The following is a 10,933-nucleotide window of genomic DNA, read 5'->3' as shown; positions in this document are numbered from 1 at the left end:
AAGGTCTCGCTTGTCAGTAGCGCGGCGGCTGCGCGGGCATCGGGGGCACCGGATCGGTGGAGATGGCGACGGCCGATCCGGACTGCAGCTTGAGCTGGCCGACCGCGACGACGCGATCTCCGGCCTTCAATCCCCTCAGGATCTCGGCCCGTCCGTCGATCCGGTTGCCGACCTGGACGAAGGTGCGCACCGCGCTCAGGCTGGTCTTGCCGTCGTCCGCTTTCTTCTCGGTCAGCAGGTACACGGAATCTCCGTACAGCGTGTAGTCGACCGCCGTTTCAGGAACGGTGACGACCGCCGGCTTGTCCGGCAATACGATGGTGGTGGTCGCGAACATGCCGGGCTTCAGGATGCGGTCGGGATTGGCGATCGTCGCCTGAACGCGGATGTTGCGCGTGTCGGTGGCGATCTGCGGTTCGATGGTCGTGATCTTGCCTTCGAACTTGCGGCCCGGATAGGCATCGACCGCGATACGAACGGTCTGGCCGACCTGCAACTGGGCGCTGTCCTTCTCGGTCACGGTGAAGTTCGCATACAGCGTGGACAGATCGGTCAGCGACACGATCTGGGTGCCCGCGGTGAGGAACTGTCCGACTTCGACCTTGCGGACGCCGAGTTCACCGTCGAACGGCGCGCGCACCAGCTTCTGCGAGATGATCGCCTGGGTCTTGGCGATGCCGGCGTTGGCCTGGTCAAAGGCCGCCTGCGCGGCATCCACCGTCGCCTGCGGGCTGAACTGGCGCGAGGCCAGCTGCTTGGCGCGTTCCAGCGTCAGCTGCGCCACCGTCGCCTGCGCCTTGAAGCTTGCCAGATCGCCCTGATCGGGGCCGTCGAACAATTGCACCAGCGGCGTGCCTGATGTCACGGTCGAGCCGGCGGTGAACAGGATGTCGGTAATGCGGCCGTTGACGTCGGAGGTGACGTTGACCTGATGCACGGCGGCGAGATCGCCGACCGCCGTCAGCAGGTTCGGAATGACTTCCGACTTCGCTTCCGCAACGCTGACCGCAACCGGCGGCGGCTTGTTGTTGGCGAAGAACTGCGCGATCATCTTGCTGCGGAAGGCGTTGAAGCCGACGAAGCCGCCGACCAGCAACGTCAGCAGCAGCCCGACGATGATGGACCAGCGCAGCATTCGTACCGGACGCTTGTGCGACTTCTCAACAATCGGCTTGCCGGAAATATTGGCTTCGGTCACAACGTTCATTTCATGCACCTTCTGCGGTTACCTTCTGCCCCGGAAGGAGCGACAGCTCGCGGTCCAGATGAAAGGCAATAGCGGTTTCGTTCAGTCCAATTCCACGGAGAATGAATTCGCAGACCTGACGCTCGAGATCGGCGGCGTTGGCGTAGGTCAGGCAGGGAACCGTCGGCAGCCGCGACAGCGCCGCCATCAACACGGTGTGGTGCGCGAACCAGAACAGGTTGAGCGGCTCGCGCCCGATCCGTGTCGCGTCCCCCGCCGCAACCGCCCGCTCCAGCGACGCGGTGAACACGGGTCCGATCAAATCTCCGATCTTCTCATACAGCAGCCGCGCGAATTCTCCGTCGTCGAGTTGGCTGGTCATCATCAGCCTGAGACGCTGGGCTTCCTCCTGGTCGGGAAGGTCCGACGCGTGCAGGAAGTGGTGGACCATGCCGCGGATCAGAACGACCAGCGTTTCCGTCGACGGCTCCAGCCCGAGCAGTTCGGCGAAGGCCGGATCGGCTTCGCACTCTTCAGCCAGGATCTCCGCATAGAGGGCCGACTTGGTCGGGAAGTGCTTGAACAGCAAACCCTCCGAAATTGAGGCGGCGGCGGCGACGCTCTTGGTCGTGGTTCCGGCAAAGCCATGGCGAGCAAAGCAACGCTTGGCGGCGCTGAGGATCAGCTGCCGCCGCAGGTCGCTTGTCATGCGAAGGGGGGTGCGCAATGGAGTACCCATGGTTGTGAGTAAGCACTCACCCTCGCGAAAGTCAAGCATTTGCTGCGCTGCACACGTGAGTGTGAGGTTCCATTTCAGCCTCGGCTTCAGATCGGGCTGGATCCGAGAGCGCCGCGGATGCGGTTGGCGATGAAGGCACCGTCGCGGCTTGACAGCACCCGCTCCGGATTGGTGCTGTCGATCTTGACGCTGGCAAGGCGCGCGGGCGGGACAATAGAGGCCACCGGATTTTGCGATAGAGCGAAAACGGCATAACGGGCTCCACCAAAAGGGATGGCAACATGAACGCGGACGCGCGGGAGCTGGCGGCAAGTTTCGATATCGAGAAGCTGACGCCCGAATTCTACGAAAACCCCTACCCGATCTATCGCGCGCTGCGGGAGCACGAGCCGATCAAGCGCATGCCGAACGGCTCCTGGTTCCTGACCCGCTATGACGACCTTGTCAGCGCCTACAAGAGCACCAGGGTTTTCTCCTCCGACAAGAAGAAGGAGTTCTTGCCGAAATACGGCGATTCGCTGCTCTACGAGCACCACACCACCAGCCTCGTCTTCAACGACCCGCCCGCGCACACCCGGGTGCGGCGGCTGATCATGGGCGCGCTGTCGCCGCGCGCCATCGCCTCCATGGAGCCGGACCTGATCGCGCTGGTGAACCGGTTGCTCGATGCGATGGCCGCCAAGGGCAGCGTCGATCTGATCGACGACTTTGCCTCGGCGATTCCCATCGAAGTGATCGGCAATCTGCTCGACGTGCCGCAGGACGAGCGCGGACCGTTACGCGAATGGTCGCTGGCGATCCTCGGCGCGCTGGAGCCGGTGATCGGACCCGAGGCCTTTGCCCGCGGCAACACGGCGGTGAAGGATTTTCTTGGCTATCTCGAGGGCCTGGTCGCGCGGCGGCGCTCGAAACCCGGCAATCCCGAGCGAGACGTGCTGACCCGCCTGATCCAGGGCGAGGACAATGGCGAGCGCCTGACCGAGAAGGAGCTGCTGCACAACTGCATCTTCCTGCTCAACGCCGGACACGAGACCACCACCAATCTGATCGGCAACGGGCTGGTGGCGCTGTCAGGCCATGCGGGCGAGAAGAAGCGGCTGATCGACAATCCCGATCTGATCAAAACCGCGGTCGAGGAAATCCTGCGGTTCGAAAGCTCGAATCAGCTCGGCAACCGCATGACCACCGAAGCGGTCGAACTCGGCGGCGTCACGCTCGCCCCCGGCACCTCGGTGACGCTGTGCATCGGGGCCGCCAACCGCGACCCCGCGCAGTTCGCCAATCCCGAAACCTTCGACATCGGCCGCACCCCGAACCGGCATCTCGCGTTCGGCACCGGCGCGCATCAATGCGCCGGGATGGCGCTGGCGCGGCTCGAAGGCGCGATCGCGATTTCGCGATTCCTGGCGCGGTTTCCGGACTACGAATTGAACGGCGAGCCGGTGCGCGGCGGCCGCGCGCGGTTTCGCGGGTTCCTCAGCGTGCCGTGCGAGGTTTGAAAACGCAGGGTGGGCAGAAGCGCCTCCCGCGCCGCAGAAGGTGAATTCATCTGACACCGTAGGATTGCCCCCGATCAACTTGTGAAAGCTGACGATGAGATTCCTCTCGCGGCTGTCTTCCCGGTCGGAAACAATCACGGCGAACAAAATCGCGAATGGCACGCGGTGAATGTTGCCAATCCATCACACAACCTCGCGTTTCGTCAATGCGCCAGGGACTGCAGCGTGTTTTCGACCCCCCGCGCATTGCAAATTGACGATGGGTACGTCATCAGATTAACGAAATGGAGTCTTGGAAATGCGCCTCAAATTGACCAGCTTGCTGACGATAGCGCTCAGCCTGGGTGGGGCGCATATCGCTTCCGCCGCCGACATGCCCGTTAAGGCACCGATGGCCGCGGTGTGGAGCTGGACCGGTTTCTACATCGGCGGCAACGTCGGGTATGGCTGGGGAAATGGCGACCTCTCACTGGTTCCGGGGCCCGGTTGGGCTGCCTTTGGTAATCCCGCTACTGATCCGGGCTATCTTGTCGCCAACGGCTCTCCCAATCTCAAACTTCGAGGCGCATTGGGCGGTGCCCAGGTCGGTTACAACTTCCAGCTTAACAACGTCGTTCTCGGTGCCGAGGCCGACTTTTCGTTTGCCGGCATCGACGGCGGGCGAACGACAGGCTTCATAGCGCCGCCGCCAGGTGCGCTGATAGACAATCGCGCGTTCAATGAATCCGATCGGCTTCGATGGCTCGCTACTTTCCGTGGCCGGCTCGGATATGCTGCGCAGAATTTTCTGATCTACGCGACCGGCGGCTTGGCCGTCGGGCGCCATGAATTCTCTCAGACCATCTTCAATGCGGGAAATTTCAACACCAACGCAGGATCCGTCAATTCAACGAAGACCGGTTGGACGGTCGGCGGCGGTGTCGAAGCCAAGCTCACGGGCAACTGGACGGCGAAGGCCGAATATCTCTATGTCGACCTTGGCTCCGTGAATGTCTTTTCCGACAGCAACACGGCCCCCGGCTTTGGCTTGACCGTGAACACCTCGAGCAAGCTGACCGCGAATATTCTCCGCGCCGGCCTCAACTATCATTTCTAGGCTCCGGCTGGCAGCGCCCCAGCCCTAAGGGCGTGAGCACGAAGGCCGCGGGTCGCGCACCCGCGGCATTTTGTGGCGTCCGTGCCTAGTCCTGAAACCCGACATAGCGGACGAAATCGCGGTTCGGCTCGCGGTCGGACCTGACTGCGTTGGCCGCGAAATTGTCGTCGGGATATCCCATCGCGACGCAGGTCATGATGACTTCATCCTCGGGAATATCGGCGACCTCGCGCACGATATCCGAGCGCATGATGCCCTGGCCGTTGATGACCGAGCCGAGGCCGCGGTCCCAGGCGGCCAGCACGATGCCGTAGCAGAGCGCGCCGAGGTCGAAGTGGCACACCGCGCCGGGATCGAGGATTTTGTCGTAGGTCAAAACCAGCGAGACCGGCGCATCGAACTGGCGGAATCCGCGCAACACCCAGTCCTGCCGCATCGGCTTGTCGTCGCGCGCAATTCCCATCGCGCCGAACAGCTTCTTGGCGATGTCGACCTGCCTGCCGCGGTGCACGCCCTGATATTCGCCGTGCGAAACGATGTCGCGCTTCGGCTGGGCGCCGGCCAGCATCTCTTCCATGTTGCGCCGGCGGACTTCTTCCAGCGGGTCTCCGGTCAGGACATGCACGTGCCAGGGCTGGGTGTTCATCGACGACGGCGCGCGCTTGGCGACCTCGATGATCTCCTCGATCACGGCGCGCGGCACCGGCTGATCCCTGAAACCGCGCACGCTCCGGCGCGTGTTGACGAGCTCTTCAAAATCCATTTCGGGGTATTCCTGCGTTAGGCGGGGGCGGCGGGCGTCTATCTATCGAATACATTTAATCCGGAAAGCGAACCTTCCTGCAAGGGCAAGCCCCCTCAGACCGCCGGGCGGTGACGCCGTCACGCCCCCGCCGCGGTCTGGCCGGCCTCGAGCTTGTCCTGCGTCCTGGTTTCGAAATCGCCGGCGTCGTGGCGTTCGTGCAACTGGCTCGAGGGCTCGCCCCAGGTGCGGTTGACCATGCGGCCGCGCTGCACCGCTGGGCGTTTGGCGATGGCGTCGGTCCAGCGCTGCACGTTCTTGTACTCCTGCACGGCCAGGAATTCGCCCGCGCCGTAGAGCACGCCCTTCACCAAAGCGCCGTACCACGGCCAGATGGCGATGTCCGCGATGGTATAGTCGCAGCCTGCCACATACTCGTTGTCCGCCAGCCGCCGGTCGAGCACGTCGAGCTGGCGCTTCACCTCCATCGCGAAACGGTCGATGGCGTATTCGATCTTGGTCGGCGCGTAGGCGTAGAAGTGCCCGAACCCGCCGCCGAGATAGGGCGCACTGCCCATCTGCCAGAACAGCCACGACAGGCATTCGGCGCGGGCAGCCGTATCGGTCGGCAGTAACGCCCCGAACTTCTCCGCGAGATGCATCAGGATGGCGCCGGATTCGAACACCCGGATCGGTTTGGGGCCGCTGCGGTCCATCAGCGCCGGTATCTTGGAGTTCGGATTGACCGCGACGAATCCGCTGCCGAACTGGTTGCCGTCGATCTTGATCAGCCAGGCGTCGTATTCCGCGCCCTTGTGGCCGAGCGCCAGCAGCTCTTCCAGCATCACCGTGACCTTGACGCCGTTCGGCGTCGCCAGCGAATAAAGCTGGAGCGGATGACGGCCGACCGGCAGCTCCTTGTCGTGGGTCGGCCCGGCGACCGGACGGTTGATGCTCGCGAACCTGCCCCCGCTCTCCTTGTTCCAGGTCCAGACTTTCGGCGGCGTATAGACGGCGGGGTCGGTCATGCGATTGGCTCCGGGTGGCGGACGTGGTCGTCAGCGCAACCGATATCACAGGGTTGGGGTTGATATCGCAAGGGCCGGATGAGGCCCATGGAGACAATACCGGAATGCAGAAGAAGGCTGGCTCAAGACCACCATGCGGTGCGCGCGCCAGCTCCCCGGAAGTGCTCGTCGCGATTATCTGGCGACGCGCAGCTTCGACAGCGATGTCCCGATCGAGTTGAAGGCCGAGACAGTCTGACTGGCCGACGTGACGAGGAAGAATTTGTCAGACGTGCTGGCGCAGTATTGCAGAACCGCCGAGGTCGGATCGCCGCCGGTATTGACCTGTACGGTGTAGACCGTGATTCCCGCGGCCTTGGCGTTGTCACACAAAATCTTCTGACGGGCGTCGATCTGCGAGGCGTTGTTGTACCAGCGGTTCTGCGTGTTGAGGCCGTCGGACAACAGGATGATGGCATCCTTGTAGGTATAATTGGGATCCTTGGCGGGGGCATTGAACGGGGCTCCCGTGCCCAGCGTCATCCAGGCCCACGCCATGCCGATGCCCTGATTGGTCATGCCGGTCGGCTCCATGTCGTCGATCAGCTTCTTCAGCGTCGTCCAGTCGTAACTCAGCGGCATGACCGGCTGCAGGTAGGGACGATTGCCCTTCTTGCAGTACTTCTCGCCGCCGGAAATGTATTCCTCCGCGGGGAAGAGCGTTGCGCTGTTCGAAATCACCGGCGTGGTATTCATCGTATCGTAATTCTGATCGCGGTCGGTGACGCAGCCGGACCAGGTATTGTGGTTCGACGGGTTCCAAGTCTTGCCGTGGGATACACACGAGCTTCGTGAATTGTAGTACGGGCTGTTGCAACTGCCGTTGACCGCCTCCCAGTCGGCCCAGTCGATCCAGTCTCCCGCATAGCTCTTGGCATCGACATTGACGTCCTTGGCGAACGGGACGATGGAGATATAGATATCGCCGTTGGTCTTGGCGAGCGCACCGAGCTGATCGATCAGGCCCTTGGCCGCTGTCTGCATCGCCGGCATCTTTCCGTCCCACGCCATCGATCCGGTGTTGTCGAGCGCCATCGCCACCCGCATCCGCACACTGCCCCAGGCGGAAGTCGAACTGGTGTTGAAGTTGATATTCGGGAAGCCGGCCACCTTCATGAATTCGGTAATCACGGCGCCGGATCCGTTGACCTGGATGGTCGAACCCTGGCTGGAGCTGGCCGTATAGGTCGCACTGATCGCGACGGACCTGGCGTCGGTATTGGTGAAGAGCGCGGCGAAATAGGTCTGCGCCTTCGCATTGATCTCGCTGGTTGTGATTCTTCCGTCGGACAGATCTTTCGCCAGCATCAGCGCCGTCGAATCGAGGGCTGCCTGCATCGACGAGCGCGCGTTGTTGGCGCGGGTATAGTCGATCGCAGCACCCATGAAGCTGAGCAGGGGTACCAGCGAGATGGCAAAGATCACCGCGATGTTGCCCTTGTCGGATTCAAGGAACCGGGCGGAAGCTCGTCGTGCGGACAATAGCAAAGAGGAAAAATTCATGGCGCCAGGGCCTCGACCGAAAAATGCCTGGCCGTGTCGTAGCGGGCGACCGTAAAATTTGCCTATAAATTATCCAGAAATATCGATCGTGGGAAATGAAACCTTACTCCCCTTGCGGGGGCTAGGAAGGGGGTAGCCGCAACGGCAGCGCTCGTGGCGTGCGTCCTCGCGTTCGCGAGGACGACGGAGATCGGGCCGGTTGCTGTGCCGCAGCGCGCAGCTTTGTTCTCAAAGTCGTCATCGCCGCGATCGGGTATTTCGACGAGGGCGCCCAGCGCGCACGCCGCCGGCACCTGGCCTAATAGCATCGCATGATGTTGACGGTCTGCTCTTTGCCGCTGCGCCCCGGAACCGTTACGGTCTCCGCGGAGCAGCTCTGCACATAGGGTCGCTCAGAAGGCGTGACAGCCGGCGGAAATCGATGCGACCAATCCCAGGGAACATCATAGGTGTAAGTGTAACGGATATCGCCCGATATCGGTGGCGCAGCACCTACCATGGCTTCGCCATTCGACGGCCCGTAGAAGAAGCCGCCTGTCGCCGGCCAGAGGGGCGCTACATTGTGTCTGCGGTGATGCCCGACTGGCGGACGGGAAAACGAATGCGCCGAAGTAGCCCCTCCACGAGGCGCGGCTCCCGACCGGGCGAACGTCTCGTCCGCCGCAAGCATCAGCACGACGATGCTGAGAGGAGCGATAAATGCCCGATACATTCTATACGTCATGGCACGCACCAATTCGTTGGTTACTGAGCAGCCCCTCAAGCTACGCTAGGCCGGACCTCTGGTGCCCACAAACGCATAATTAATTATTGGTTAAGGCGTAATATTAACAGAGAGCGCCAATCCGGTTCCCGACGATGTTGCGGCGCGGCGCATCAGACGGGCTGCCGTACCGGAGCCCGTTCGATCAGCAGCGTGTGAATGCCGCAGGTACCGTTGCGCACGCTCACCACCCTGGTGCCGGGCCGGCGGCCGGTGCGCACCTCCGATACGTCGACGCCCGATGCCAGGAGCCGCGCGCGCACCGCGTCGATGTCGGCGACGCGCCAGCTCAGGCCCCACAATTTATCGTGGGTCTGGTCGGCGCCTGCGACCGGCCGGCGCACCACTTCGACGGTGAGATCGCCGCAGCGGAAGAACATCAGCTGTCCCCAGTCCTGATGCGAGCGGTCGAGCGCCATGTCGAGACCCAGCCGCGCGCCATAGAGCGCCGCGGCGCGTTCGGGATCCTCGGTCGAGACCACGACATGGTCGAGCCCCAGGATCGGCGCCTCCGCTATCGCGGCCGAGTGCGGGCGGTCCTGGGCGAGTTCGAGGAAGAACATGCGGACGCCCCGCGTCAGGTCGGTCGCCGCGCGGGTCCGCTTCCAGCGCAACGTCCCGCCCGTTTCCAGGTCGCGGCTATCGACCTCGGCCACCGGATCCGGCTTCAGCGCCAGACGATCGAGCCGGCGGTACATCTTCCCGATGTCGCCGACGCGGAAGCAGATGCTGGCAAGCCCCTCGCCCCAGATCCTGATCACGGTGCGGATGCGCTCGGCGGTCTCCGAGCTGCCCGCCGGGGCCATCAGTTCCAGCGACATGTTGTCGAGGGTAAACAGCACGGTTTCGGCGCCATCGGTCTGGCTTCGCCAGGAAGGCGCGCGCCCGAGCAGCAGTTCATAGGCTTTGGCACCGGCCTTGATATCGGAAAGCAGAACGACGATGTGGTCGAGGCCGGTAATCACGGAAACAGTCCTCTGATGTTCTTGCCGGCGCGGACCTTCTCGACGCCGATCGCCATCGCGGCGGTGCGATGCGAAATCTTGTCGACCCTGGCGCGCGTCACCATCTGGTCGAAGGCACGGTCGAGGATCTGGTATTCGCGCCGCGTCACCTCCTCCTCCTCCCAGAACAATTGCTGCAGATCCTGCACCCATTCGAAATAGCTGACGATGACGCCGCCGGCGTTGCAGAGGATATCCGGAATCACAAAGACTTCGTCCTGACGCTTTTCCAGCACGAGGTCGGCGTCGGGCGTGGTCGGACCATTGGCGCCTTCCGCCAGCACCCGACATTTCAGGTTTGCCGCCACCTGCGCGTCGATCACCCGTTCCATCGCCGCCGGCACCAGCACATCGCAGGACAGCGCGAAGATTTGCTCAGGATCGAACTGCAACTGGTTGGAAAAGCCGGCGATGCTGCCATGCGTTCCGGCATGCCGGATCAGCGCGGGAATATCGAGTCCGGAGGGATCGTGCAGCGCGCCGGTGTGATCGCTGACCGCTATTACCTTGAGGCCGAACCGGTGCAACTCCAGCGCCGCATAGGACCCGACATTGCCGAAACCCTGGATCACCGCGGTGGCGGTGCCGAGGTTGATCGAGAGCTCGTTCAACACGCGCTTGGCGATGTGAGCGACGCCGCGCCCGGTGGCTTCCCGCCGTCCCAGCGTGCCGCCCGACGACACCGGCTTGCCGGTGACGATCTCGGTGACGGTGCGGCCCTGATACATCGAATAGGTGTCCATGAACCAGGCCATCACCTGCTCGTTGGTGCCCATGTCGGGCGCCATCACGTCGGTGTGCGGGCCGACGAACGGGATCATTTCCTGCATGTAGCGGCGCGACAATCCCTCCAGTTCGCGCTTGGAAAGCGTCGTCAGATCGACCCGGACGCCGCCCTTGGCGCCGCCGTAGGGCAAGCCCACCAGCGCGCACTTCCAGCTCATCCAGATCGCCAGCGCCGCCACCTCGCCGATATCGACGCTGGGGGCAAACCGGGTGCCGCCCTTGGTCGGGCCGAGGGTGAGGTGATGCTGCACCCGATAGCCCTCGAACACCGTAATCGAGCCGTCGTCGCGGTGGATCGGACAGGAGATGATGACCGCGCGTTTCGGCAGCAGCAGCCGGTCGCGCTCGTCAAAAGGGATCGACAGATGATTGGCGATCACCCCGAACTGCTCGGCCGCCATGTCGAACACCGGACCGGAATAGACGGACATCGTTTCCCACCCCTTTTGTCTTGCCACCGGGAACCCGGAGCCGGCGCGGGCCGTTAGCCAGACTGCACGCCGACGACGCTTGGGGACGGTCGTAGTCCGGCCATATGGTTATCTCAA

The 10,933-nt window shown here is 63.1% G+C and carries 10 protein-coding genes; 2 read left to right on the top strand and 8 right to left on the bottom strand.

The annotated features are described in order from the left end of the window. Positions 1-13 precede the first annotated feature (13 nt). The 3 genes from KMZ68_RS09160 to KMZ68_RS09150 form a co-directional block, all read right to left on the bottom strand. Entirely contained in the window at positions 14-1,207 is a 1,194-nt protein-coding gene (locus KMZ68_RS09160; RefSeq protein WP_215615457.1) for an efflux RND transporter periplasmic adaptor subunit, read from the bottom strand. 1 nt (position 1,208) lies between these two features. Next, complete coding sequence (locus KMZ68_RS09155; RefSeq protein ID WP_215616266.1) at positions 1,209-1,895, bottom strand: TetR/AcrR family transcriptional regulator; 687 nt, start codon at positions 1,893-1,895, stop codon at positions 1,209-1,211. 116 nt (positions 1,896-2,011) lie between these two features. Continuing rightward, positions 2,012-2,149, bottom strand: coding sequence for a hypothetical protein (locus KMZ68_RS09150; protein ID WP_215615456.1), 138 nt, complete (start codon positions 2,147-2,149; stop codon positions 2,012-2,014). Positions 2,150-2,206: 57 nt separating this feature from the next. On the opposite strand from KMZ68_RS09150, the gene KMZ68_RS09145 reads away from it, so the two are divergent. Then, positions 2,207-3,424, top strand: a complete 1,218-nt coding sequence (locus KMZ68_RS09145; RefSeq protein ID WP_215615455.1) for a cytochrome P450 — start codon at positions 2,207-2,209, stop codon at positions 3,422-3,424. Positions 3,425-3,722: 298 nt separating this feature from the next. After that, complete coding sequence (locus KMZ68_RS09140; RefSeq protein WP_215615454.1) at positions 3,723-4,520, top strand: outer membrane protein; 798 nt, start codon at positions 3,723-3,725, stop codon at positions 4,518-4,520. A gap of 85 nt (positions 4,521-4,605) precedes the next feature. Here KMZ68_RS09140 and KMZ68_RS09135 read toward each other — a convergent pair whose 3' ends face one another. The 5 genes from KMZ68_RS09135 to KMZ68_RS09115 all read right to left on the bottom strand — a co-directional run bounded on the left by KMZ68_RS09135 (position 4,606) and on the right by KMZ68_RS09115 (position 10,816). Then, positions 4,606-5,283, bottom strand: coding sequence for a nitroreductase (locus tag KMZ68_RS09135; protein WP_215615453.1), 678 nt, complete (start codon positions 5,281-5,283; stop codon positions 4,606-4,608). A 119-nt stretch (positions 5,284-5,402) separates the two neighbouring features. Next, the gene (yghU, locus tag KMZ68_RS09130) at positions 5,403-6,290 is read right to left on the bottom strand and encodes a glutathione-dependent disulfide-bond oxidoreductase (protein WP_215615452.1); all 888 of its coding nucleotides are present in this window, start codon (positions 6,288-6,290) and stop codon (positions 5,403-5,405) included. A 174-nt stretch (positions 6,291-6,464) separates the two neighbouring features. After that, entirely contained in the window at positions 6,465-7,832 is a 1,368-nt protein-coding gene (locus KMZ68_RS09125) for a vWA domain-containing protein (RefSeq protein WP_215615451.1), read from the bottom strand. Positions 7,833-8,708: 876 nt separating this feature from the next. Beyond that, positions 8,709-9,560 (bottom strand): VOC family protein, encoded by an 852-nt coding sequence (locus KMZ68_RS09120; RefSeq protein WP_215615450.1) that lies wholly within the window; start codon positions 9,558-9,560, stop codon positions 8,709-8,711. Continuing rightward, positions 9,557-10,816 (bottom strand): Glu/Leu/Phe/Val family dehydrogenase, encoded by a 1,260-nt coding sequence (locus tag KMZ68_RS09115; protein ID WP_215615449.1) that lies wholly within the window; start codon positions 10,814-10,816, stop codon positions 9,557-9,559. Before KMZ68_RS09115 ends, KMZ68_RS09120 begins: the two co-directional genes overlap by 4 nt. Positions 10,817-10,933: the final 117 nt, after the last annotated feature.

This window comes from Bradyrhizobium sediminis (genome assembly GCF_018736105.1).
Lineage (GTDB): Bacteria > Pseudomonadota > Alphaproteobacteria > Rhizobiales > Xanthobacteraceae > Bradyrhizobium.
This window is presented reverse-complemented; position numbering and strand designations above follow the sequence as displayed.

Coding starts and splice junctions, on each gene's coding strand:
- KMZ68_RS09160 (WP_215615457.1), bottom strand. CDS start 1,207: ATGAACGTTGTGACCGAAGCCAATATTTCCGGCAAGCCGATTGTTGAG.
- KMZ68_RS09155 (WP_215616266.1), bottom strand. CDS start 1,895: ATGACAAGCGACCTGCGGCGGCAGCTGATCCTCAGCGCCGCCAAGCGT.
- KMZ68_RS09145 (WP_215615455.1), top strand. CDS start 2,207: ATGAACGCGGACGCGCGGGAGCTGGCGGCAAGTTTCGATATCGAGAAG.
- KMZ68_RS09140 (WP_215615454.1), top strand. CDS start 3,723: ATGCGCCTCAAATTGACCAGCTTGCTGACGATAGCGCTCAGCCTGGGT.
- KMZ68_RS09135 (WP_215615453.1), bottom strand. CDS start 5,283: ATGGATTTTGAAGAGCTCGTCAACACGCGCCGGAGCGTGCGCGGTTTC.
- yghU (WP_215615452.1), bottom strand. CDS start 6,290: ATGACCGACCCCGCCGTCTATACGCCGCCGAAAGTCTGGACCTGGAAC.
- KMZ68_RS09125 (WP_215615451.1), bottom strand. CDS start 7,832: ATGAATTTTTCCTCTTTGCTATTGTCCGCACGACGAGCTTCCGCCCGG.
- KMZ68_RS09115 (WP_215615449.1), bottom strand. CDS start 10,816: ATGTCCGTCTATTCCGGTCCGGTGTTCGACATGGCGGCCGAGCAGTTC.